This window comes from Roseomonas haemaphysalidis, from assembly GCF_017355405.1.
GTDB classification, from domain to species: Bacteria; Pseudomonadota; Alphaproteobacteria; order Acetobacterales; family Acetobacteraceae; genus Pseudoroseomonas; species Pseudoroseomonas haemaphysalidis.
Map to the genome: position 1 here is coordinate 2,317,278 of NZ_CP061177.1, position 22,981 is coordinate 2,340,258.

Genomic DNA, 22,981 nt, shown 5'->3' on the forward strand with positions numbered 1-22,981 from the left:
CCCGCGTGCCTGATGGCCGCCCCGCCCCCCGGCGGGGCGGCCTTTCTTTATCGCCCGGGCCGCCATGAAAAAGGGCCCGGAGAGCAATCCCCGGACCCTTTCAGCGGCGTGCGGCGCGAGCGGCGCGTTAGTGTGCGCTGCCCTTGGCATGGGGTTCGCCATCCGTCGGCCGGCCGTGCTGACCGGCGCCGAAGCGGCGGTGGGTCGCCTCGCGCATCCGCTGGAACACCACGTAGAGCATCGGGATCAGGAAGATGCCGATGGTGGAGGCGGCGATCATGCCGGCGAAGACCGGGGTGGACACCGCGCGCCGCGCCAGCATCGCCGCGCCCGATGCCCAGACCAGTGGGACCAGGCCGAGGATGAAGGCGATGGACGTCATCATCACGGCGCGGAACCGCAGCCGCGCGCCTTGCTCGGCGGCTTCCACGATGGAATGCCCGGCTTCACGCTGCTCCTTGGCGAACTCGATGATCAGAATGCCGTTCTTGGCGGCCAGCGCGATCAGCACCACCAACCCGATCTGGGCGTAGAGGTCCATCGACAGGCCCGACAGCCAGATGCCGCCCACCGCCGCCAGAACGCCGACGATGACCGACAGCAACACCGGGATGGGGATCACCCAGCTCTCATACAGCGCCACCAGGAACAGGAAGGCGAACAGCACGGCAAGCGCCAGAATATAAGCCGTCTGTCCCTGGGCCTGCCGTTCCTGATAGGCGGTGCCCGTCCATTCAAAGGTGTAGCCGGCCGGCAGGGTGTTGCGCGATACCTCCTCCATCGCCGCCAGTGCCGCGCCCGACGAGATGCCCGCGCCCGGATTGCCGTTGATCGTGATGGACCGGTAGTTGTTGTAGCGCGTGATGGTCTGCGGGCCGACCACGGTGCGGACGCTGGCGATGGCACGCAGCGGCACCATGGCGCCACGCGTGTTGCGGATCTGGATCTTCCACAGATCCTCCTCGCTCCGGCGGTCCTCCGCCTCGCCCTGCACCAGCACCTGCCAAGTGCGGCCATACAGGTTGAAGTTGTTCACGAAGGCGCTGCCCAGCGTCGCCTGCAGCGCGGAAAACACGTCCCCCATGCCGAGACCGAGCGCCTGCGCCTTGTCGCGGTCGATATCCAGGTAGAGCGAGGGCGCGCGGGCGGAGAAGGTGGAAAACACCTGGGCCAGCCGCGGGTCCTGGTTGGCGGCGCCGACCAGCCCCTGCATCACCTGGCCGATCGAGGCGGGGTCCGCGCCTTCCAGGCTTTCCAGCTGGTATTCGAAGCCGCCGCCGGTGGACAGGCCGATGATGGGCGGCAGGTTGATCGCGATGATCTGCGCGTTGCGGATCCCCGCGCTTTCCTGGAACACGCGGCCGATCAGCGCCTGCACGTTGTCGCCCGGGTTCGGCCGCTCCGAGAATTCCTTCAGCTGCACGAACATGGTGCCGGAGGAGGAGGAGGCGCCACCATCCAGCAGCGAGAAGCCGATGATGGAAACCGCATCGCGCACCTGCGGCATCTGCTTCAGCCGCTCTTCCATCTGCGCCACCACGGCGCTGGTGCGGGGCAGGGCGGCGCCGTCCGGCAGCTGGAAGGCGATGATAAAGGCGCCCTGGTCCTCAGACGGCAGGAAGCCGGCCGGTACGCGGCTGGCGATGGTGAAGGCGCCGAAGCCGAAGGCCGCCACCAGCACCAGCGCCACCAGGGACAGGCGCACCAGCCGCCGCACGAGGCCCGCATAGCCGTCGCGCACGTTGTCGATGCGGCGGCTCACCCAGCCCATGATGCCGCGCCGCTCGCCCTTGTGGCGCAGGAACAGCACGCACAGGGCGGGGGAAAGCGACAGCGCGTTGATGGCCGAGATCACCATGGCCACCGAGATGGTCACCGCGAACTGGCGGAACAGCACGCCCGACAGGCCGGGGATGAAGCCGATCGGCACGAAGACCGACAGCAGCACCAGGGTGATGGCGATGATCGGCGCGGTGATCTGCGCCATGGCCTTCTTGACGGCGGCGCCGGGGCTGATCTCCGGCTCTTCCTCCATCACGCGCTCGACGTTCTCGACCACCACGATGGCGTCGTCCACCACGATGCCGATGGCCAGCACCATGGCCAGCAGCGACACGGTGTTGGCCGAGTAGCCCATGACTAGCAGCACCGCGAAGGTGGTGATCAGGCTGACCGGCACGGCGATGATCGGGATCAGCGTGGCGCGGAGGGAGCCGAGGAACAGGAACACCACGACCGCGACGAGCACGAAGGCTTCCAGAAGGGTCTTGATGACCTCATGGATCGTGTCGTTGACGAAGATGGTGGTGTCGAACACCGGACGGACGTTCAGCCCGTGCGGCATGCGCGAGCGCACGCGGTCCAGCGTTGCGTCGACGCCCGCGGCCGTCTGCACGGCGTTGGCGCCGGGCGCGAGGTAGATGGCGAGGCCGACGCCATCCTGGCCGTTCAGGCGGGTCTTGGAGTCGAGGTTCTGCGCGCCGAGCTCGACGCGCGCCACGTCCCGCACCCGCAGCACGGAGCCGTCGGGGTTGGCGCGGATCAGGATGTTGCCGAACTGCTCGGGCGTGGACAGGCGGCCCTGGGTGCGGACGTTCATCTGCATCGCCTGGTCGTCCGGCACCGGCTGGGCGCCGATGCGGCCGGCCGGGGCCTGCACGTTCTGCGCCCGGATGGCGTTGGTGACGTCCGACGGCGCGAGGCCGAGGCTGACCAGCCGTTCCGTGTCGAACCAGATGCGCATGGCGTAGTTCTGGCGCGAGAACAGCGTGGCCGAGCCGACGCCCCGGGTGCGGGACAACTCGTCCAGCAGGTTGAGGGTGGCGTAGTTGGTCATGAACAGCGGGTCGAACTCGCCCGGCTGGTCGGGATACAGGAACAGCACCTGCAGGATGGCCGAGGACTGCTTGCGGACCTGGATGCCCTGCTGCTGCACCTCGGTCGGCATCAGCGACAGCGCGGCCTGCACGCGGTTGTTGACGTTGACGGTGTTGATGTCGGCGTTGGTGCCCAGCGTGAAGGAGACGTTCAGCGTGTAGCTGCCGTCGCTGCCGCTGTTGCTCTTCATGTAGATGGAGTTCTCGACGCCCACCACCTGAGCTTCGAGCGGCTGGGCGACGGCCTGCTCCACCACCTCGGCCGAGGCGCCGGGGTAGTTGGCCGTGACCTGCACCTGCGGCGGCACGATGTCGGGGAACTGCGAAACGGGAATGCGGGTCAGCGACAACGCGCCCGCGATCGTCATCACGATGGCGATGACGATCGCGAGGCGCGGGCGGTCGACGAAGATGGAAGAGATCATGGTTCAGCCACCCTGGCGGGCGGCGCCGCCCTGCGGCGAGGCGCCGGGGGCGGGCGAGGGCGGGGCGCTGGGACGCGGCGGCGTTGCCGCGGCGGGGGCCGCCGCACCGGCCGGCGCGGCTTGGCCGCCCGCCGCCGGGGCGTTGCCACCCGCGGGGGCCGGCGAAACCGGGGCGCCCGGGCGCACGCGCTGCAAGCCCTCGACGATCACCTGCTCGCCTTCCTTCAGCCCGTCGGCGATCACCGCCAGCTCCGGCGTTGACTGCGCGCCGATGCGGATGCCACGGCGCTCGGGCTTGTTCTCGGCGCCGATCACGTAAACGTAGTCGCCGCGCTGGTCGGTCATCACGGCGGCGCGCGGCACGGTGATCAGCTGCACGGGCTGCACCGCTTCCAGCACCACGGTGACGAACTGGTTGGCCACCAGCTCACGCCCGCCACCCTGGCCGGCGGGCAGCGGCGGGTTGGGCATGGTGCCGCGCAGGGCGATGCTGTCCGTGTCGCGGCCGACATCGATGTCGATGAAGCCCAGCTTGCCCGTCTGGCCGTACATGCGGCCGTTGCCCAGGCGCAGCTTCACGACCACGGCATCCATGCCGCCGCGATCGGCGTAACGGTCGCGCAGTTCCAACAGCGTCCGGTTCGGCACGGTGAAGGACACGTACATGGGGTCCTGGCTGACGATGGTGGCCAGCGCGCCGGAGGAGGGCGTGACCACGTTGCCCGGCGTCACCGCGGCGCGGCCGATGCGGCCGGCGACGGGAGCCCGGATCTCGGTGTAATCGAGATTGATCTGCGCCTGCCGCTCCTGGGCCTGAGCGGACAGCAGCTGCGCCTGGGCGGTGCGGGCGGCGGCGGTCGCCGTGTCCACGGTGGAACGCTGGCCGGCCACCGTGTTCAGCAGGGACTGGGCGCGCCCCAGGGTGATGTTGGCGTTCTGCAGCTGCGCCTGGGCCTCGGCCACGCCGGCACGGGCCTGCGCCAGCGTCGCCTCGAAGGGCGCACGCTCCAGCCGGAACAGCAGGTCGCCCTTCTGCACGTCGGCGCCTTCGTCGAACAGGCGTTCCTGCAGGAACGCCGTGACGCGGGACTGCAGCTCGACGCGATCCACCGCCTCGATACGCCCGATGAATTCGTTGGTTTCGGTCACTGCTCGCCGCGCGGCGGGGGCGACGCCGACTGCCGGAGGCGGGCCGCCGGGTGCCTGGGCGAAGGCAGCGCCGGCCGGTGCTGCCAGCAGTGCCAGAACACCAAGGCGGGCCGCCAGGGAGGCGGCCGCGCGACGGGGGGGGAACGGCATGCAGCCTCCAGGAAAATCGGTTGCCCACGGCGCCGCAGGCTTGAATATATACGTTCGCGTATGTATATAAATGCGATGGCTTGAGACGCAAGAGGCTAGATGGCGCGGCGCACAAAACAAGAGGCCGACGAAACCCGCGAGGCCTTGTTGAACGCCGCGGAGCTGGTGTTCCTGGAACGCGGCGTGGCGCGTGCGTCGCTCGATGAGATCGCCAGGGCCGCCGGCTGTTCGCGCGGGGCCGTGCACTGGCATTTCGGCGACAAGCTGGGGCTTTTCCTGGCGCTTGACGAGCGCCTGCTGCTTTTCCAGGACGAGGCCTGCGAGCTGCTGGCGGACAAGGATGATTGCCGCCTGCTGTCCTCCATGCGTGGCAACATCGTGGACGCGATGCTGCGCCTGGAACAGGACCCGCACCGCCGCCGCCTGCTGACCGTGATGCTGCAGCGCTGCGAATACGTGGACGAGATGGCGCCCGCGCTGGAACGCCGGCTGAAGGCCGACGCCACCATGCGCAGCGTCTTGCGCCGCCGCTTTGAAGCCGCCGTCGCGCATGGCGAGATGGCCTGCGCGTGGTCGCCGGAACAGGCGGCGACCTTTTTGCACAGCTTGATTGGCGGCCTGATCAACGACTGGCTGCGCGCCGATGGTGCCTTTTCCCTGTCACATGACATCGACCAGGCGCTTGAGGTCTTCTTCGCCTGCCTGGGCGTGGCGACGCCGCAGGCCGTGAGCACCCATGCCTGAGAGAATGTTCCGATGCCGCTGCGCTCCATGATGCCGCCCCGCCGCCTGCTGCCGGTTGCCGGGGTGCTGTTGCTGCTGCCGGCCCTGGCGGCCTGCGGCAGCTCCACCTCGGCTGGCGATCGTGTGCTGGGTGCCAAGGGCTCGGTGGTGGACTCCGTGCGCGGCTCCGCGGCGGGCGCCGACGTGCTGCGGCCGGAGCCGGGCAACATCTGGTCGGAAGGGCTGGAGCCGGCGCGGGTTCCGCCCGGCCGCTGAACCACGCAACTTCAAGCTATCGGGCCGCTGCGCGGCAGGGGGCGCCGCCTGGGTGCGGCCGCTGAGGGGAAGACTACCAATGATGAAGAGTGTCTCGGCGTCGGTGATGCTGGTGATGATGCTGGGTGGTGTGGCGCGGGGTCAGACGCTGCAGGACGCGTTGTCGGCGGCGTATGCCAACAACCCGACGCTGCAAACGTCGCGGGCGCAGCTGCGGGTGGTGGACGAGAACGTGCCGCAGGCGCTGGCGGGGTGGCGGCCGAGCGTGACGCTGTCGGGCAGCGCGGGGTACAACCAGGGCACGGCGCGGTCGCGGGGCATTTACGGCGACACGGACCGCCAGATTGGCAGCGGCACGGCGACGGTGACGCAGCCGCTGTACAACGGCGGCCGCACGGTGGCTGGCACGCGGCGGGCGGAGAACCAGGTGCTGGCGCAGCGGGCGCGGCTGCTCGCCACCGAGCAGCAGGTGCTGTCGGACACGGTGCAGGCCTATGTGGCGGTGATCCGCGACCAGGAAACGCTGCGGCTGAACGTCAACAACGTGCAGGTGCTGCAGCGGCAGCTGGATGCCACCAACGAACGCTTCCGGGTGGGCGAGATCACGCGCACCGACGTGGCGCAGGCGGAAAGCCGGCTGGCGGGCGCGCGGGCGACGCGGGCCAATGCGGAAGGCACGCTGCAAACCAGCCGGGCGACGTTTGCGCGGCTGGTGGGGGTGGCGCCGGAGCGGCTGGTGGCGCCGCAGCCGCTGGCAGCCCCGGTGCGCAGCGCGCGCGAGGCGGCGGAGCTGGCGTCGGTGAACGCGCCGGCGGTGGTGGCGACGCTGTTTGACGAGGCGGCGGGGCGCGAGCAGATCGACGTGCAGTTCGCGACCTTGCTGCCGCAGGTGTCGCTGCAGGCGCAGACCTACCGATCGGACAACACGCAGTCGCCGCACACGCGGGCGACGGGCGAGCAGATCACGGCGACGCTGTCGGTGCCGCTGTACCAGGGTGGCGCGGAATACGCGGCGGTGCGGCAGGCGCGGCAGGACGCGCAGCGGCTGCGGCAGGTGGTGGACGACCAGCGGCGGGCGGCGATGCAGCAGGCGACGCAGGCGTGGGAAACGCTGGTGGCGGCGCGGGCGCAGGTGGACAGCGTGCGATCGCAGATCCGGGCGGCGGAGATTGCGCTGGACGGGGTGCAGCGCGAGGCGGTGGTGGGCAGCCGGACGACGCTGGACGTGCTGAACGCGGAGCAGGAGCTGCTGAACGCGCGGGTGACGCTGGTGCAGGCGCTGGCCAACGTGGTGACCAACAGCTACGCGCTGGCCGGCGCCGTGGGGCGGCTGACCGCCAAGGACCTCGCCCTGCCCGTGCCCCTCTACGACATGGAGGCCTACTACCGCGCCGTCCGCAACAAATGGTTCGGCACCAGCGACCTCTCGCAGGTTAACAACCCTTCGGCACCCTGAGGATGGCCGGCGCCACGGCGCCGGCTTTTCGCCTGTCGCGAGAATATCGGGCGGGTCCATGAAAACCCGTGCCTTTTGTCGGATGATCGGTCAAAAGGCGGCCTCGCCGCTGATTGCCGGCCTGCGGATCGTCGTTGCCGGCTCCGGGTCAGCCAGACCCGGGGCCTGAACCACCGCTGTCGTGGACTTCGAAGGAACGTGCGAGTGGTCTCGATCCGTCACGGTTTTGCCTGGATGGCCATGGCCCAGGGCAGCCTGTTTGTTCTGCAGTTCGTCATCTCCATCCTGGTCGCGCGCCTGCTCGGCCCCTACGAGATGGGCATCTTCGCGATCGCGCTGTCCATTGTCGGCCTGCTGTCCATCATCCGGTCCTTCGGCCTTGGTTCCTATCTGATCCGTGCCCCGGAGCTGACCCGCTCCGTGGTCGCCACGGTATTCACCATCAATGCCGGCCTGGCCATCATGGTCGCCCTGGCCATCGTTGCCTTCAGCCTGCTGGGCGGCACCCTGCTCAAGGAACCCGGCGTGCGGGACCTCCTGATGGTCATGGCCATCATGCCGCTGCTCGGCATCTTCGATATGATCCCCTTCGCGGTCATCGAGCGGCGGGGCGATTTTCGGACGGTCGCGATCGTCAACATCGTCCGCTACAGCGTGGCGAACCTCAGCACCCTGGCCTTCGCCTATGCCGGGCACAGTTACATGAGCCTCGGCTACGGGCAGGTGATCGGCAGCGCCATCGCGGTGGTGCTGAACAACCTCGTTGTCCGGCGCTCGGTCTCGATCCGCCTTGGCCTGGAGAACTGGCGCGACGTCATGAAGTTCGGCACGCAGATGCTCACCATCTCGGCGATCGCCGGGCTGCAGGGGCGCATCGCGGACCTCGTCCTCGCCAAGGCGCTCGGCCTGGCCGCCTTCGGCATCTTTTCGCGCGCGAGCAGCCTGACCGGCGTGGTTTGGGAAAACTTCCAAGTGGTCGTGCTGCGCGTGCTGTTCACCGACTTTGCCGAGCAGCGGCGGCAGAAGCGCTCGCTGCGTCACAGCTACCTGCGGCTGACCGAAGTGCTGACCGGCCTGCTGTGGCCGGCCTTTATCGGCATCAGCGTGGTGTCGGGACCCCTGGTGATGGCCCTGTTCGGCCAGGACTGGCTGGGCGCGGTGGTGCCGCTGAGCATCCTGGCGGTTTCCACCGCCATCTTCGTTCTGATCATCATCGCCCAGGACATCTACATCGTCAGCAACGCGACGGCCCGGCAAACCCGGCTGGAGGTTATCCGGGCGCCCATCTCCCTGGCCCTCTTTTCGATCGGATGCCTGATCAGCCTGGAAGCCGCCGCCGCCATGAAGGTGGTGGAGGCGGTGGTGGTGGTCGCGATGTACCGCCGCGACCTGGAACGGATGACCGATACCTCCTGGTCGGACTACGTGCCCATCTACGGCCGCGGACTGCTGTTGACGGCCGCCGCCACCTTGCCCGCGGCGATGGTGATGACGGCCTATGGCTGGTCGCCCAGCACCCCTCTGGCCGCCGTGCTGGGCGGCGTGGCGGCCGGTGGCGTGGTGTGGTTCGCCGCGCTCTGGGCCCTGCGCCACCCGCTGTACGAGGAAGTGCAGCGGCTGCTGCGGCAAGTGCAGTCACGGCTGCGCCCGGCGCCGCCGCCGCCCGCCTGACCCTTAGTCCAGGTCGGTGGCGACCACGGCGGTGCTGTATTTGCGGACTTCCCGCATCCGGTGTTCGGGGTTCGCAATGCGGGCCGCGCGGACGAACTGCATCAGCGGCCTGATTTCCCGAGGGTCGCGGAGCCAGGCACGGACGGCGAACTGGACGCCCTGCCAGCGCATGCCGTTGGCGAGGTTGTTGGCCGCCATGCCCTTGTACTGGCGGATCAGTGCCCAGCGCAGCTGCTTGCGATAGGGGCGCAGGGCCGGGTGCACGAGGGCGGTTTCCTCGGCACGGGAAAACGCGCGGGTCAGTCTCGCCCGACTGGTCATCATGCTGCTGTGCTGGCGGCGCAGGGTGTAGAGCACCCGGTTGGAGGCGATGACCCGGCACAAGGTGGACAGCCGCACGATCAGCATCCAGTCCTCGCCGTAGCGAAGCTTTTCGTCAAAGCCGCCGACCTCCTTGATCGCCGCCTTTGGGGCCAGGATGCAGCCCAGGTGGCGCCACTGGTTGATCAGGCCATGGGTGGCGGCCGGGGCCGGCCAGGCGAACCAGCCATCGCCCAGCGCCTCACCATTGTCCAACGGCAAGGGGAAGGGGGTGTTGACCACGTCGCCCGGAAGCAGGTCCTCGAAAGAACCGACGACCATGTCGGCCTCGGTGGCCGGCGCCGATAGCCTGGCCGCCAGGCTGTCCGGCCGCCACATGTCGTCGGCGTCGAGAAAGCCGATCAGATTGCCCCGCGCCGCCCGGATGCCGGCATTCCGCGTCCCCGCAGGGCCGAGGTTCCGGTCGTTGTGCAGTACCCGGACCCGGGTATCCTCGGCTTCCAGGGCCTTCAGCACGTCCAGCGTCGGCGGGGACGAGGATTGGTCGTTGACCAGCAGCAGTTCCAGCACCGAGGCACCCTGCTGATCCAGGACGGAACGGGCCGCCGCGCGGATCATATCCGGGTCTGTGTTGTACACCGGGCACACGACGCTGACCTGCTTCAAAGAACCGTCCATCCTACCAAAAGCCTCGACCAAGCGCGGCGGTGCGCCGGCTCCGGCGCCGACCGCCCCGTCCTTAGACGATTCGCCCGCCACTCGATATGGAATCGGTGCCGCGAGCCGGAACCTCTAGAAACTGTGTTCCAGCACCACCTCGCCCAGCGCCAGGGATGCCGTCAGCCCGGGGCTTTCGATGCCGAACAGGTTGATCAGCCCCGGCTGCCCGTGGTCGCGCGGACCCTGGACCATGAAGTCCTGTCCCGGTTGCCCGGGACCCACGGTCTTGGGCCGGATGCCGCAGTAACCCGGCTGCAGGGCGCCGTTCGGCAAATCGGGCCAATAGCGCCGGATGGCGGCATAGAAGCCTTCGCCCCGCGCCGGGTCCACGTCGTAGTTCACGTGGTCCACCCATTCGACGTCTGGCCCGAACTTGGCCTGCCCGCCAAGGTCCAGGGTCAGGTGCGTCCCCAGGCCACCCGGCACCGGCACCGGGTAGATCAGCCGCGAAAACGGCGAGCGGCCGGACAGCACGAAGTAGTTGCCCTTGGCGTAGAAGGCGGGCGGCACCATGGCTTCCGGCAGCCCGGCCAGCCGGCGGGCCAGGGCAGGGGCATGCAGTCCGGCGGCGTTGACCAGCAGGGTGCAGCGCAGTTCCATGGGCTCGGCGCCACCGACCGAAAGCTCGGCGCCCCCGTCCGGCAGCAGGCGGCCGGACAGCACCGGGGCGTGGAACACGAAGGCCGCGCCCGCGTTCTCGGCATCGCCCTGCAAGGACAGCATGAAGGCGTGGCTGTCGACGATGCCGGTGGAGGGGGAATGCAGCGCGGCCGTGCAGGCCACGGCGGGTTCCATCTCCCTCGCCTCGGCGGCGGTGATCTCGCGCAGGTCGTCCACGCCATTGGCGGCGGCGCGAGCGCGGATGGAGGCGAGCTGCCCGGCCTCGGCCTCGTTGGTGGCGACGATCAGCTTGCCGCAGCGGCGGTGCGGGATGCCGCGCTCCTCGCAATAGGCGTAAAGGCGCTGCCGCCCCGCCACGCAGGAGCGGGCCATCAGGCTGCCCTTGGGGTAGTAGATGCCGGCATGGATGACCTCGCTGTTGCGCGACGAGGTTTCCGTGCCGATCCCCTCCGCCGCCTCCAGCACCAGCACCTCGCGCCCGGACAGGGCCAGGGCGCGCGCCGCCGCCAGCCCCACCACGCCGGCACCCACCACCACGCAATCCACCTGTTCCATCGACGCTCTCCCTGCGGCGGAGTCTGGGGCGCGCCACGGCGCGCATCAACCCCGCTGCAACAAGGCTTGACGCAGCGCGGCGGGGGCGCCACCCACCGCCGCATGGCCCCGCCCCCTTTGCTGATCCTCCAGGACACCAAGCTGAACTTCGGCACCACGCCGCTGCTGGCGGGGGCGACACTGTCCGTGTCCCCCGGCGAGCGGCTGGCGCTGATCGGCCGCAACGGTTCCGGCAAGTCCACCCTGCTGAAGATCGCCGCCGGCGAGGCGCAGGCCGATGGCGGCAGCCGCTTCGTGCAGCCCGGCGCCACCGTGCGCTACCTGCCGCAGGAGCCCGATCTGTCGGCCTATGCCAACGTGCTGGCCTATGTGGAATCCGGCCTGACGGCGGGCGACGAGTCCTACCGCGCGCACTACCTGCTGGAGCAGCTGGGCCTGACCGGCGAGGAGCTGCCCGCCAACCTGTCGGGCGGCGAGGCCCGCCGCGCGGCGCTGGCCCGCGCCCTGGCCCCGAGCCCGGACATCCTGCTGCTGGACGAGCCGACCAACCACCTCGACCTGCCGGCGATCGAGTGGCTGGAGCAGGAGATCGGCTCCATGCGCTCCGCGCTCGTGCTCATCAGCCATGACCGGCGCTTCCTGGAGCGGCTGACGCGCGAGATGGTCTGGCTCGACCGCGGCACCACCCGCCGCCTGGCCCGCGGCTTCGCGCATTTCGAGGCCTGGCGCGACGAGGTGCTGGAGCAGGAGGAAGTCGCCGCCCACAAGCTGGACCGGCAGATCGGGCGGGAAGAGGACTGGATGCGCTACGGCGTCACCGCCCGGCGCAAGCGCAACGTCCGCCGCGTGGCGGAGCTGGCGGGGCTGCGGCAGCAGCGGCGCGAGCGCAAGGCCGCCCAGGGCGGCGTGCGCATGGCCGCCAGCGAGAGCGAGGCTTCCGGCACCCTGGTCATCTCGGCCGAGGACGTGACCAAGGCCTATGGCGAGCGCGTCATCGTGGACACCTTCTCGACCCGCATCATCCGGGGCGACCGCGTTGGCATCGTCGGCCCCAACGGGGCGGGCAAGACCACGCTGCTGTCCATGCTGACCGGCATCCTGGCGCCCGATTCGGGCACCATCAAGCTCGGCACCAACCTGGAGATGGTGACGCTGGACCAGCGCCGCGCGGCGCTCGACCCCAACATGACCGTCGCCACCAGCCTGACCGGCGCGCGCGGCGACCAGGTCTGGGTGGGCGGCCAGCCGCGCCACGTGATCGGCTACATGAAGGACTTCCTGTTCGCGCCGGAACAGGCCCGCACGCCGGTCTCGGCGCTGTCGGGCGGCGAGCGGGGGCGGCTGCTGCTGGCCCGCGCCTTTGCCACGCCTTCCAACCTGCTGGTGCTGGACGAGCCGACCAACGACCTGGACCTGGAAACGCTGGATCTCTTGCAGGAGCAGATCGCCGAGTATTCCGGCACCGTCATCGTTGTCAGCCACGACCGTGACTTCCTGGACCGTGTGGCAACCGACGTGATCGCCTGGGAAGGCGAAGGGCGCTGGCAGGACTATGCCGGCGGCTATTCCGACATGGTCAACCAGCGCGGCCATGGCGTGCAGGCCCGGGCCGATGCCAGCGGCAAGCCGGCCGCGGGCGCGGGCAAGACGGCGCCCTCCGCCACGGCCGCGCCCGCCGCCGCCGCCCGCAAGCGCCTGTCCTTCAAGGACCAGCACGAGCTGGACACGCTGCCCGCCAAGATGAGGAAGCTGGAAGCCGAGGCCGCCAAGCTGAAGGACATCCTGGCCGACCCCGCGCTTTACAGCCGCGACCGCCCGCGCTTCGACAAGGCGACCGAGCTGCTGGCGCGAACCGAGACGGCGCTGGCGGAAGCCGAGGAACGCTGGCTCGAACTCGAGATGCTGCGCGAGGAAGCGTGAAAGGACGGATGCGATGACCAAGGAAGAGCTGACCGCCTGGGCCCTGGGCAACGGCTGGGTGATGATCGCCGGCAATCCCAGCCTGACCAAGCCCTCGGCACCGAAGGAGGCGATCGTCCGCCTGGTGCTGAAGGCCACCGTCGCCAACCTGGAGGTCAAGAAGCCCGCCGGGAAATGGGAAAAGGTCGGTGGCGAAAGCTACAACAAGATCATCCCGGACGAGCAGGACGGGCCACCGCATGGCCTGGGCTTCCAGCAGGTGCCCAGCATCTCCATGCTGATGCAGGAAAACCGGGACCGCATGGTCTTCGCCAAGTTCGGCGGCTGAGATACTCGGTCAGGCGCGCAGGCGACCATCAGGCGGAACGGCTTGCGCGGCCGGCCTGACGCCCGGGCCGGAAGCGCCCGGCGCCAGGGCGGCGCGGCAGGCCGTGCATCACTCCCGCCAGGGCTGGCGCTGCCACAGCGCGCGCAGCTTGGCGTCGTCGGCCAGGAAAAGCTCCTGCTGCGCCTCGCCGCTCATCACCCGCAGGGGCAGGGACAGCCGCGCGGCCTCCTTCACCCAGGCCGGGTCCGCCAGGGCCCCGGCGAAGGCGGCGCGGAAGCGGTCGCGCAACGCGGGCGGCATGTTGGGCGGGCCGATCACCCCGCGCACCGAGCCGGCCACCATGTCGATGCCCTGCTCGCGGAAGGTGGGCACGTCCGCGGCCTCGCTCCAGCGTTGCTCGTTCGCCTGGCCCAGCAGGCGCAGCGAGCCCTGGCGCAGCAGGCCGATGCCTTCGCTGACATTGAACGACCCGGCGGCGATGTCACCGGCCAGCACCGCCTGGATGATGGGCGGCGTGCCGGAGTAGGGGACGTGGGAAAAGCTGCAGCCCGTCGCTTCCTGCAAGGCCAGGATCAGCAGGTGGTCGTCCGTGCCGATGCCCGCGCTGCCGATGGCCAGCCGCCCGGGCTTGCCTTTCGCATCGGCCACCAGCTCCGGCAGGGTGCGGTACGGGGAGTTGGCGCGGACAAAGAGCCCGCCCGGGTCCTCCACCACGTTGGCGATGAAGGTCAGGTCCCGCACGCGGTAGCGCACCTGCCGCTCGATCGGCAGGGTAACGAGGTTCGGCGTCTGCGCCACGCCGATGGTGTAGCCGTCCGGCTCCGCCAGGGCGACGCTTTCGAACGCCAGCTGGCCGGAGGCGTTCGGGCGGTTGATCACCACCATGTTGGCATTGCCCAGGCGTGGCGCCACGAAGGGGATGATGGCGCGGGCATAGGTGTCCATGCCGCCGCCGGCGGGACCGGGGCAGATGATCTGGATCGGCCGCTCGGGCCAGGCCGCCCGCGCCGGGCGCGGGGCCGTGAATGACGGGCCGAGGGCGGCCGCCCCCAGCCATGCGAGGCTTCTCCGCCTGAGCATGCGCTGCTTCCTCCTGGCCCTTTCGCCGGGCCTTGGGGCGAGGCTATGCGGGATCGTTCCGGAAGCAAAGGCGGTGTCCGGCCCGGGGGTGGCTTGATGCGAAGCGGCGCCGGCCCCAGGCTGCGCCCATGGGAACACCATTGAGAATCGCCATCGCCGGGCTTGGTGCCGTCGGCATGACCCTGGCCCGGGCGCTGGACGCCGGCATCCCCGGCTGTGAACTGGTCGCCGTATCCGCGCGCGACCGCGAGGCCGCCGTTGGGCGTATCGCCAACCTGCGGCGCCCCGTGCCGGTGGTGGCCATCGCCGAGCTGGAGCCGCTGGCCGACCTGGTGGTGGAATGCGCCCCCGCGGCGCTGCTGCCGGAGATCGCCGCGCCGTTCCTGCGGACCGGCAAGACGGCGGTGGTGATCAGCGCCGGGGCATTGCTGTTCCATGACAGCCTGATCGGGCTGGCGCGGGAGCATGGTGGCCGCATCGTCGTGCCGACCGGCGCGCTGCTCGGGCTGGACGCGGTGCTGGCCGCCGCCGAGGGCACCATCCACAGCGTGCGCATGGTCACCCGCAAGCCGGTGCGCGGCCTGGTGGGCGCGCCCTACCTCACCGAGAACAACATCGACATCGAGCAGATCCGCGAGCCGCTGCGCATCTTCGAAGGCACGGCGCGGGAGGCGGCGGCGGGCTTTCCCGCCAACCTCAACGTGGCGGTGGCGCTGTCGCTGGCCGGCATCGGCGCGGACCGCACCCGGCTGGAGATCTGGGCCGACCCGGCGCTCGAGCGCAACACGCACAGCATCGCGGTGGACGCCGACTCCGCCCGCTTCACCATGACCATCGAGAACATCCCGAGCGAGAACCCCAAGACGGGGCGCATCACCGCGCTGTCCGTCGTGGCCTGCCTGCGCAAGATGGGTGCGGCCCTGCGGGTCGGCACCTGACTTGACCGGGGCGGCGGCCCGGCTGAAAGCAATGCCATCGTTTTCAGCATGAGGCCGCCGCCGATGTCCGACACCACCGCCCCCACGATGCGCGCGGCGCTCGCCGCCCTCGACAACGGCGGCGCGGCGGAGGAGGCGGCGGCCCTGCTGGCCAGCCCCGTCTTCGCCCGTGCCGCCGGCTTCGTGGCGCAGGACCACGAGCGCACCGTCGCCGACATCATCCGCCTGACCGAGATCGCTTCGCCTCCGTACGGCGAGGTCAACCGCGCCGCCGCCTTTGCGGAAGCGCTGCGTGGGCACGGGCTGCAGAACGTCGGCACGGATACCGAGGGCAATGTCACGGGCCTGCGCCCTGGCACGGACCCGGATGCCGGGCTGATCGTGCTGTGCTCGCACCTCGACACCGTGTTTCCCGCCGGTACCGATGTCACGGTGAAGCGGGAAGGGACCATCCTGCGCGCCCCCGGCGTGGGCGACGACACGCGCGGCCTGGCGGTGATGCTGGCCATCCTGCGCGCCTTGGATGCCGCTGGCATCCAGACCCGCGCTTCCATCCTGGCCATGGGCTCGGTGGGCGAGGAAGGCTCGGGCGACCTGCGCGGCGTGAAGGCCTTCTTCCGCGACGACCCGCGCCGCGGCAGGGTCGCGGCCTTCATGGCGCTGGACGGTCTGGACCCCTCGCGGTTGGTCACTGCGGCGGTGGGCAGCAAGCGCTACCGCGTCACCTTCAAGGGGCCGGGCGGGCATTCCTTCGCGGCCTTCGGCCTGGTCAACCCGGCCTTCGCCCTGGCGCGGGCGGCGGATGCCCTGTCGCGCATCCGCGTGCCGGCCAAGCCCAAGACCACCTTCTCCATTGGCCGCATGGGCGGCGGCAGTTCCATCAACGCCATTCCGGAGGAAGTCTGGATGGAGGTGGACCTGCGGTCCGCGTCACCCGAGGCGCTGGCGACCCTGGAAGCCCGCTTTCTGGCCATCCTCCCCCAGGCGGCGGATGACGAGAACGCGGCGCGCGACACCGGCGCCGGGCGTATCCAGGTGGATGCCAAGGTGATCGGCGACCGGCCGGCCGGCAGCACCGAGATGGGCAGCCGCATGGTGCGCTTGGCGCAGGCGGTCATGACGGGGCAGGGGCATGAGTTCCACGCCGAATCCTCCTCCACCGACAGCAACATCGCGATGAGCCTGGGCCTGCCCGCCATCACCGTGGGGTCCGGCTGTGCCGGCGGCCGCGCGCATTCGCTGGAGGAGTGGATCGACGTGGAGCCCCGCGCCAGCGCCCATGGCATCGCGACCGCGATGGGCACGCTGCTGGCGCTGGCGGGGGTGGAAGCCTCAGCCGGCTGAGGGGTAGTGGATCGAGAGAATCTCGATCTCCTCGACGCCGCTGGGCAGGCGCAGCTTCACGGCATCGCCCACCCGGCCGCGCAGCAATGCCCGCGCGACAGGTGAAATCCAGGACACCCGCCCACGCTCCATGTCGGCTTCGTCCACGCCGACAATGGTGACCGTCACCTCCGAATCGTCCTCGCGGGCATAGGTGACGGTGGCACCGAAAAACACCTGGTCACGGCGTGGCTGGGCGGCGGCGTCCACCACCTCCGCCTTGTCCAGGCGCTTGCGGATGTAGCGAACCCGGCGGTCGATTTCGCGGAGCCGGCGCTTGCCGTACTGGTAGTCGGCGTTCTCGCTGCGATCGCCCAGGCCGGCCGCCCAGGATACGATCTCCACCACCTTGGGGCGTTCCCCCTGCCACAGGGCATCCAGTTCCGCGCGCAGGGCGGCGTGGCCGGCGGGCGTCATGTAGAAAGGCGTCCCGGCCGGCAGCCCGGACAGGCTGGCGTCGTCGTCATCATCGTCGTCCGTGTCGGCCATGCCCGCGATTGTGTCCTTGGTGTCACGCTCTGTTGCATGAGAGTCAATTTTCTCTCGTCTGATGCAAAATACAGCGGTAGGTTTGGGGTATGGAGAGAAACTCCTCAATGCCCTTCCGCGTCCGTGCCGTTGCCTGCCTTGTGGCGCAACGGTTTGTCCTGCCCCGCCCCCCTCCGTGTCAAAGCCGCGAAGGCCTGCGAGGCTGCGAATCCACCTCGGTGCCGCCGGTGCTCCGCTGAGCGTATTGCCATGACGCGCGAGTTCCGTTTGAACCTAGTGGTCCGGCGCCTGAGCCATGCGGTGCCGCTGGTGCTGCTGTCCGTTGCCGTCCTCATGCTTGGCGAGCATTTCATCGAGTCCGAATGGGATGAGGCCCGGCTGTCCCGACTGGAACAGGGGCTGACGACCCAGCAGGACATGCTGGACCTGCTGCAACAGGACATCGCCAGCGGTTCGGCGGAAGCAGCCCGCCATGCCTCCCTCCAGGAGGGACTGCGCAGCCTGCGCGGGCTCGCGGACCAGGAAGCCGAGATCCGCCCGTATCATCGCATCCTGACCACGGCGATCGCGTCGCCCGACGTTGCGGCGCCGGGAACGCCGCTGCGTGGCGAACTGGTGGCGGCCGGCCTGCAGGAACTGGGCACCACCCTGACGCGGGAGATCACCGAGCAGCGGCAGCGGACACGGCTTCTGCACCGCGCCAGCAGCCTCATCATCCTGGTGACCGGTGCGACCGGCGTGGTGCTGCTGATGGTGCGCCTGCGCCGGACCCGGCAGCAGATGTCGGCGTTGACGCGGCGTGCCGCGCAGGCGCTTGCCCGGATCTCGGCCGTCTATAAGGCAGCGCCGGTCGGCATGGCGTTGCTGGACCCGGAGCTGCGCGTGGTGGATGCCAATTCTATTCTGGTTGGCATGGCCGGCAGGCCGATCCAGTTCGGCACCGAGCTGACCCAGGCCATGCCGGAACTGGCGGAAGCCCTGGTGCCGCTGTTGCGCACCGCCATGGAGCATGGCGATGGCGTGCCCGGCCAGGAACTCGTGGTGGACTCCCAGCATCCCGGCGAAGCGCGGCACTATGTGGTCACGGCCGAGCCGGTGACCGACGGCGGGCAGGCGATGCTGTCGCTGGTGGTGGTGGACGTGACCGACCGGGTGGCCGCGGAAACCTGGCGGGGCGAGGCGGTGGCCGAGCTGAACCACCGCGTCAAGAACGCCCTGGCCACGGTGCAGGCCCTGGCGGCACAGACGCTGCGGGGCGCCGGCGACGACCCGCACCGTTTCGCGGCGGATTTCAGCGCCCGGCTCGGCGCGCTGTCCCGTTCGCACGAATTGATCGCGGCTAGCGGCTGGAACGGCACCACCGTGGAGCAGACCGTCCACGCCGCGTTGGGCCCCTGGCTGCCGTCCGGCCGCGTGGCGGTGATGGGGCCGGCGGGGCTGCCGTTGCGTGCGGCGCAGGTGCAGGCCCTGGTGATCGCGCTGGCGGAGCTGGCGGGCAATGCCGTCCGCCACGGGGCGCTGTCCGCCGGTGGCGGCCGGGTCGCATTGTCGTGGGACATGGGCGCGGACGGCATGGTCCGCCTCAACTGGCAGGAACGCGGTGGACCCGGCCTGCCGGCCGCGCCGCCCCGCCGCGGCTTTGGGCTGCGTTTCCTGGAGCGCGGCCTGCCGCACGACCTGGGGCCGGAAGCCCGCGCCGTCATGCGGTTCGACAGTGCCGGGCTGATCTATGAAGTCCGGTTTCCACTGCAACTGAGCGGCCGTGCCGAGCTGGCACGCGCCTCCGGCGCCGCCGCCTGACCCTCATCCACGCATGAAAAAGGGGAGGCGGTTTCCCGCCTCCCCCGGAGTCCCACCCAACGGGTGACGGATCAATCCGCCACCTCGGGTTCCTTCTCGCTTTCGTCGCCATCGGGCTTGGGCAGGGCGGTCAGCACCGCTTCCTGCATGTCGAACGTCAGCTCGCCATCCTTCAGGCCGACCTTGACCGAACCGCCCTTCACCAGCTTGCCGAACAGCAGCTCCTCGGCCAGCGGCTTCTTGACGTATTCCTGGATGACGCGCGCCAGCGGGCGGGCGCCATACAGAGGGTCGTAGCCCTTCTCGGCCAGCCATTCCTTGGCGGCGGAAGACAGCTCGATGGTCACGTTGCGATCCGCGAGCTGGGCTTCCAGCTGCATCACGAACTTCTCGACCACGTTGCCGACGATCTCCTGCGTCAGGCCGGAGAAGGGTACCACGGCATCCAGGCGGTTGCGGAACTCGGGCGTGAACAGCCGCTTCACGGCCTCCTCGTCCTCGCCCTTGCGGACCTGCTGGCCGAAGCCGATGCCGGGCTTGGCCATGTCCGCGGCACCCGCGTTGGTGGTCATAATCAGGATCACGTTGCGGAAGTCGACCGTCTTGCCGTTGTGATCGGTCAGCTTCCCGTGGTCCATCACCTGCAACAGGATGTTGTAGAGCTCCTGGTGCGCCTTCTCGATCTCATCGAGCAGCAGCACGGCATGAGGATGCTGGTCGATGCTGTCGGTCAGCAACCCGCCCTGGTCGAAGCCCACATAGCCCGGCGGGGCGCCGATCAGCCGGCTGATGCTGTGCCGCTCCATGTACTCCGACATGTCGAAGCGGATCAGCTCGATGCCCAGCGTCTTGGCCAGCTGCTTGGCCACCTCGGTCTTGCCGACGCCGGTGGGGCCGCTGAACAGGTAGTTGCCGATTGGCTTCTCCGGGTCGCGCAGGCCGGCCCGGGCCAGCTTGATCGCGGCGGACAGCGCCTCGATCGCCTTGTCCTGGCCGAACACCATGGACTTCAGGTCGCGCTCCAGCGTGCGGAGCGTTTCCTTGTCGTCCGACGACACGGACTTGGGTGGGATGCGGGCGATCTTCGCCACGATCTCCTCCACGTCCTTCAGCGTCACGGTCTTGCGGCGCTTGTTCTCCGGCAAGAGCATCCGGCTCGCGCCCACCTCGTCGATCACGTCAATCGCCTTGTCGGGCAGCTTGCGGTCGTGGATGTACTTGGAGGACAGTTCCACCGCCGCCCGGATCGCCTCAGGCGTGTACTTGACCTTGTGATGCTTCTCGTAGTTCGTCTTGAGGCCGGTCAGGATCTTCACCGCATCCTCGACCGTCGGCTCGTTGACGTCGATCTTCTGGAAGCGGCGGACCAGGGCGCGGTCCTTCTCGAAGTGCTGGCGGTATTCCTTGTAGGTGGTGGAACCGACGCAACGCAGCGTGCCCTGGGCCAGCGCCGGCTTCAGCAGGTTCGAGGCATCCATCGCGCCGCCCGACGTCGCGCCAGCACCGATCACGGTGTGGATCTCGTCGATGAACAGGATGGAGCCGGGCTGCTGCTCCAGCTCGTTGACCACGGCCTTCAGCCGCTCCTCGAAGTCACCGCGGTAGCGGGTACCGGCCAGCAGCGCGCCCATGTCGAGCGCGAAGATGGTGGACTTCAGCAGCACCTCGGGCACGTCGCCCTCGATGATCCGCTTGGCCAGGCCCTCGGCAATGGCGGTCTTGCCGACGCCGGGATCGCCCACGTAGAGCGGGTTGTTCTTGGTGCGGCGGCACAGGATCTGGATGGTCCGCTCGATCTCCTGATCGCGGCCGATCAGCGGGTCGATCTTGCCGGCCTGCGCCTTCTTGTTCAGGTTCACGCAGTAGTTCGACAGCGCGTCCTGACCCCGGCGGGCCTGCGGCTTCTCCTCCTTCTCCACGCCCGGCTCCTCTGGAGGGGTATTGGGCGCCTGGCCTGTGACAGGCCGGTTGGCGCTGCGCCCGGGCGCCTTGGCGATGCCGTGGCTAATGAAGTTGACCGCGTCCAGCCGCGTCATGTCCTGCAACTGCAGGAAATAGACAGCATGGCTTTCGCGCTCGCTGAACAGGGCGACGAGGACATTGGCCCCCGACACCTCGTCGCGGCCCGAGGACTGCACGTGGATGGCCGCGCGCTGCACGACGCGCTGGAAGCCGGCCGTCGGCTTCGGCTCGCCGGTGCGCTCCGTGACCAGCCCGGCGAGGTCCTTGTCCAGGAACTCCGCCAGATCGCGCTTCAGCTTGTCCTGGTCGACGCCGCAGGCGCGCAGCACGGTGGCGGCGTCGGTGTCGTCCACAAGGGCGAGGAGAAGATGTTCGAGCGTCGCGTATTCGTGCCGGCGGTCGTTGGCGAGGGCCAGCGCACGATGGAGCGTCTGCTCTAGGTTGCGGGACAGCATGGTGACGCTCCCCTTCAGGATACGGCGCCGGCGACCTCGCCGCCGGGACCGTAAATCAGGATCAGGATACCCCGAGGATAAGCCTGATGTGGTTCCGTTCTCTTGCTTTCACGACCCCCCCAAGACGATTTCCGGGGGATAAGTCGTGATGTTCGACAAGCCACAGCGGTGCGGAATGACTGTGGCTCATGATCTGAGCCGGACGCTCAGTCCTTTTCAATGGTGCATTGCAGGGGATGCTGGTTCTGGCGCGCCAGATCCATCACCTGCGTCACCTTGGTTTCGGCCACCTCGTAGGTGAAGACGCCACAAACCCCGACGCCCCGCCGGTGGACGTGCAGCATGATGCGGGTCGCTTCTTCCCGGTTCTTCTGGAAGAAGCGCTCCAGGACATGCACCACGAACTCCATGGGCGTGTAGTCGTCGTTGAGCATCAGCACCTTGTACATGGCGGGCTTGCGCGTCTTGGGCCGCGCCTTGACCACCACGTTGGTGCCGGTGTCATCCCCGTTGCCGCCGCCCGGAGGGGCGTCGACGCCGTTGCCTCCGCCAGGGTTGCCGGGGCCGCCGGGGGGTTCGGGAGCCGGTCCACTCGCCGGCCACAGGTCCGCCGCCGCGCCGGACCCCATGGGCCCGCGCCGATACCGGACCTGGCGCTCGTCCTGATCGGTCATTGTGCCTTCGCCAACCTGCCGCTTACGCGCTTCGCCAAAATCAGCCGTCTTTCGTCGTAGAGGAAACAGCGTCCAGAGCCTTGGTCCTGGAGGATGAACCTGGTGAATGGACCCGATGCCCGCCCTCGGTACCACGATATCGGAGCGGACCGGGGAAGGTGAAGGGTGGAACGGGAATGGCGCCGAGAAAAGCGCCCTTCTCCATCGTTACATGCCATTTGGGGTGCCCGTGGCCGCAGGAAAAGGCACCGCAGCGCATGACGGGCCGGCAACCAGGGCAGGGAAGGGCGGCCAGACGCACAAAGGCCCGGCGACGCCAAAGCGTGCCGGGCCTGGGGCCGGTGGCGGGCCACCGGGACAGGGTCGCCGCCGGTTGCCCGGCGGCGCGCCCGTCACATGCGGATGGCGGGCTTGGTCATCTTCTCCATCGCCAGCGTCCAGCGGGCGGCGATCGGCGCCGAAGCCTGCTCGGCCAGCTTGAAGGCGGCCTCGTTCAGCTTGGTGGTCTCGCTGACCGACTTCTCCATGGCGGACTTCAAGAAGGCGGTGTTCAGCTCCGCCGCTTCCTTGACGCTGCGGACCGAGGACAGCGCCTTGGCATTCTCGATCGACTGCTCGCCAAAGCCCTGCATCATGCTGAAGGCCTGGCGGCTGAGGTCCTGCAGGCCAGCCATGTAGGTCTGCGTCGCCTTGGTGAAGGCCTCGACGTTGCCGCGGCCGAACTCGGCCACGTCCTCGGCACCCTTCTGCATGGTGTCGGCGGTCTGGGTCATCTGGTCCATGGGGGTCTTCTCCAAAGTGTTCAGGGTATTGGCGGCGCCGGTCTCGATAGCCTTCTCGACCTGCGCAGCATTCTGCTCGGCCACCTTGCGCACCGTCTCGGCGGCGAGAGTCGTGGCCTTGCCCGCCAGTTTCGTCACATTGGTCGTGCCAGCCATGGGATGGTCCTCACCTGCTTCCGGGTCCGCCTGCGGGATCTTGTCCCTCGGCAGCGTCATGTCGGCCGCAG

At 69.2% G+C, this 22,981-nt stretch carries 18 protein-coding genes; 9 read left to right on the forward strand and 9 right to left on the reverse strand.

The features are described from left to right. Positions 1-127 precede the first annotated feature (127 nt). Both IAI59_RS10700 and IAI59_RS10705 read right to left on the reverse strand, forming a co-directional pair. Positions 128-3,301 (reverse strand): efflux RND transporter permease subunit, encoded by a 3,174-nt coding sequence (locus tag IAI59_RS10700; RefSeq protein WP_207416564.1) that lies wholly within the window; start codon positions 3,299-3,301, stop codon positions 128-130. Positions 3,302-3,304: 3 nt separating this feature from the next. Next, a complete protein-coding gene (locus IAI59_RS10705) occupies positions 3,305-4,600 on the reverse strand; it encodes an efflux RND transporter periplasmic adaptor subunit (RefSeq protein WP_207416565.1) in 1,296 nt (431 codons plus the stop codon). A gap of 99 nt (positions 4,601-4,699) precedes the next feature. Between IAI59_RS10705 and IAI59_RS10710 the strand changes: the two genes are divergently transcribed. From IAI59_RS10710 to IAI59_RS10725, 4 genes are all read left to right on the forward strand, one after another. Next, complete coding sequence (locus tag IAI59_RS10710; protein ID WP_207416566.1) at positions 4,700-5,344, forward strand: TetR family transcriptional regulator; 645 nt, start codon at positions 4,700-4,702, stop codon at positions 5,342-5,344. A 12-nt stretch (positions 5,345-5,356) separates the two neighbouring features. Continuing rightward, complete coding sequence (locus IAI59_RS10715) at positions 5,357-5,599, forward strand: hypothetical protein (RefSeq protein ID WP_207416567.1); 243 nt, start codon at positions 5,357-5,359, stop codon at positions 5,597-5,599. Between the two features lie 79 nt (positions 5,600-5,678). Beyond that, the gene (locus IAI59_RS10720; RefSeq protein ID WP_237181108.1) at positions 5,679-7,055 is read left to right on the forward strand and encodes a TolC family outer membrane protein; all 1,377 of its coding nucleotides are present in this window, start codon (positions 5,679-5,681) and stop codon (positions 7,053-7,055) included. 204 nt (positions 7,056-7,259) lie between these two features. Beyond that, positions 7,260-8,726, forward strand: coding sequence for an oligosaccharide flippase family protein (locus IAI59_RS10725; protein WP_207417416.1), 1,467 nt, complete (start codon positions 7,260-7,262; stop codon positions 8,724-8,726). 3 nt (positions 8,727-8,729) lie between these two features. Here the strand turns inward: IAI59_RS10725 and IAI59_RS10730 are convergent, their stop codons facing one another. Continuing rightward, positions 8,730-9,725: a glycosyltransferase family 2 protein gene (locus IAI59_RS10730; protein ID WP_207417414.1), complete on the reverse strand. Its 996-nt coding sequence runs from the start codon at positions 9,723-9,725 to the stop codon at positions 8,730-8,732. Between the two features lie 114 nt (positions 9,726-9,839). Next, positions 9,840-10,943, reverse strand: a complete 1,104-nt coding sequence (locus tag IAI59_RS10735) for an NAD(P)/FAD-dependent oxidoreductase (RefSeq protein WP_207417413.1) — start codon at positions 10,941-10,943, stop codon at positions 9,840-9,842. A gap of 102 nt (positions 10,944-11,045) precedes the next feature. Here IAI59_RS10735 and IAI59_RS10740 point away from each other — a divergent pair, with 102 nt between their 5' ends. Then, on the forward strand, positions 11,046-12,863 hold the full coding sequence (locus IAI59_RS10740) for an ATP-binding cassette domain-containing protein (protein ID WP_207417455.1): 1,818 nt from the start codon (positions 11,046-11,048) through the stop codon (positions 12,861-12,863). Between the two features lie 13 nt (positions 12,864-12,876). Continuing rightward, positions 12,877-13,191, forward strand: a complete 315-nt coding sequence (locus IAI59_RS10745) for a hypothetical protein (RefSeq protein ID WP_207417412.1) — start codon at positions 12,877-12,879, stop codon at positions 13,189-13,191. 108 nt (positions 13,192-13,299) lie between these two features. Here the strand turns inward: IAI59_RS10745 and IAI59_RS10750 are convergent, their stop codons facing one another. Further along, positions 13,300-14,271: a Bug family tripartite tricarboxylate transporter substrate binding protein gene (locus IAI59_RS10750; RefSeq protein ID WP_207417411.1), complete on the reverse strand. Its 972-nt coding sequence runs from the start codon at positions 14,269-14,271 to the stop codon at positions 13,300-13,302. Positions 14,272-14,411: 140 nt separating this feature from the next. Between IAI59_RS10750 and IAI59_RS10755 the strand changes: the two genes are divergently transcribed. Continuing rightward, the gene (locus IAI59_RS10755) at positions 14,412-15,209 is read left to right on the forward strand and encodes an aspartate dehydrogenase (RefSeq protein ID WP_237180703.1); all 798 of its coding nucleotides are present in this window, start codon (positions 14,412-14,414) and stop codon (positions 15,207-15,209) included. A 63-nt stretch (positions 15,210-15,272) separates the two neighbouring features. Further along, complete coding sequence (locus tag IAI59_RS10760) at positions 15,273-16,553, forward strand: M20/M25/M40 family metallo-hydrolase (RefSeq protein ID WP_207417409.1); 1,281 nt, start codon at positions 15,273-15,275, stop codon at positions 16,551-16,553. Here IAI59_RS10760 and greB read toward each other — a convergent pair. After that, positions 16,542-17,081, reverse strand: coding sequence for a transcription elongation factor GreB (gene greB / locus IAI59_RS10765; protein ID WP_207417408.1), 540 nt, complete (start codon positions 17,079-17,081; stop codon positions 16,542-16,544). The two genes, IAI59_RS10760 and greB, sit on opposite strands and share 12 nt — an antisense overlap. Positions 17,082-17,330: 249 nt before the next feature. On the opposite strand from greB, the gene IAI59_RS10770 reads away from it, so the two are divergent. Continuing rightward, a complete protein-coding gene (locus tag IAI59_RS10770; protein ID WP_207417406.1) occupies positions 17,331-18,881 on the forward strand; it encodes a sensor histidine kinase in 1,551 nt (516 codons plus the stop codon). 71 nt (positions 18,882-18,952) lie between these two features. Here the strand turns inward: IAI59_RS10770 and clpA are convergent, their stop codons facing one another. The 3 genes from clpA to IAI59_RS10785 all read right to left on the reverse strand — a co-directional run bounded on the left by clpA (position 18,953) and on the right by IAI59_RS10785 (position 22,910). Beyond that, on the reverse strand, positions 18,953-21,298 hold the full coding sequence (gene clpA, locus IAI59_RS10775; protein WP_207417405.1) for an ATP-dependent Clp protease ATP-binding subunit ClpA: 2,346 nt from the start codon (positions 21,296-21,298) through the stop codon (positions 18,953-18,955). A 206-nt stretch (positions 21,299-21,504) separates the two neighbouring features. Further along, entirely contained in the window at positions 21,505-21,972 is a 468-nt protein-coding gene (gene clpS / locus IAI59_RS23035) for an ATP-dependent Clp protease adapter ClpS (protein WP_237180702.1), read from the reverse strand. Positions 21,973-22,364: 392 nt separating this feature from the next. Next, the gene (locus IAI59_RS10785) at positions 22,365-22,910 is read right to left on the reverse strand and encodes a phasin family protein (protein ID WP_207417404.1); all 546 of its coding nucleotides are present in this window, start codon (positions 22,908-22,910) and stop codon (positions 22,365-22,367) included. Between the last annotated feature and the right edge of the window lie 71 nt (positions 22,911-22,981).

Bases quoted from the DNA above. Each gene is read 5' to 3' on its own strand.
- IAI59_RS10750 (WP_207417411.1), bottom strand. From the start codon at position 14,271: ATGCTCAGGCGGAGAAGCCTCGCATGGCTGGGGGCGGCCGCCCTCGGC.
- clpS (WP_237180702.1), bottom strand. From the start codon at position 21,972: ATGACCGATCAGGACGAGCGCCAGGTCCGGTATCGGCGCGGGCCCATG.
- IAI59_RS10710 (WP_207416566.1), top strand. From the start codon at position 4,700: ATGGCGCGGCGCACAAAACAAGAGGCCGACGAAACCCGCGAGGCCTTG.
- clpA (WP_207417405.1), bottom strand. From the start codon at position 21,298: ATGCTGTCCCGCAACCTAGAGCAGACGCTCCATCGTGCGCTGGCCCTC.
- IAI59_RS10785 (WP_207417404.1), bottom strand. From the start codon at position 22,910: ATGGCTGGCACGACCAATGTGACGAAACTGGCGGGCAAGGCCACGACT.
- IAI59_RS10770 (WP_207417406.1), top strand. From the start codon at position 17,331: ATGACGCGCGAGTTCCGTTTGAACCTAGTGGTCCGGCGCCTGAGCCAT.
- IAI59_RS10720 (WP_237181108.1), top strand. From the start codon at position 5,679: ATGATGAAGAGTGTCTCGGCGTCGGTGATGCTGGTGATGATGCTGGGT.
- IAI59_RS10745 (WP_207417412.1), top strand. From the start codon at position 12,877: ATGACCAAGGAAGAGCTGACCGCCTGGGCCCTGGGCAACGGCTGGGTG.
- IAI59_RS10735 (WP_207417413.1), bottom strand. From the start codon at position 10,943: ATGGAACAGGTGGATTGCGTGGTGGTGGGTGCCGGCGTGGTGGGGCTG.
- IAI59_RS10760 (WP_207417409.1), top strand. From the start codon at position 15,273: ATGTCCGACACCACCGCCCCCACGATGCGCGCGGCGCTCGCCGCCCTC.
- IAI59_RS10730 (WP_207417414.1), bottom strand. From the start codon at position 9,725: ATGGACGGTTCTTTGAAGCAGGTCAGCGTCGTGTGCCCGGTGTACAAC.
- IAI59_RS10705 (WP_207416565.1), bottom strand. From the start codon at position 4,600: ATGCCGTTCCCCCCCCGTCGCGCGGCCGCCTCCCTGGCGGCCCGCCTT.
- IAI59_RS10715 (WP_207416567.1), top strand. From the start codon at position 5,357: ATGCCGCTGCGCTCCATGATGCCGCCCCGCCGCCTGCTGCCGGTTGCC.
- IAI59_RS10700 (WP_207416564.1), bottom strand. From the start codon at position 3,301: ATGATCTCTTCCATCTTCGTCGACCGCCCGCGCCTCGCGATCGTCATC.
- IAI59_RS10740 (WP_207417455.1), top strand. From the start codon at position 11,046: ATGGCCCCGCCCCCTTTGCTGATCCTCCAGGACACCAAGCTGAACTTC.
- greB (WP_207417408.1), bottom strand. From the start codon at position 17,081: ATGGCCGACACGGACGACGATGATGACGACGACGCCAGCCTGTCCGGG.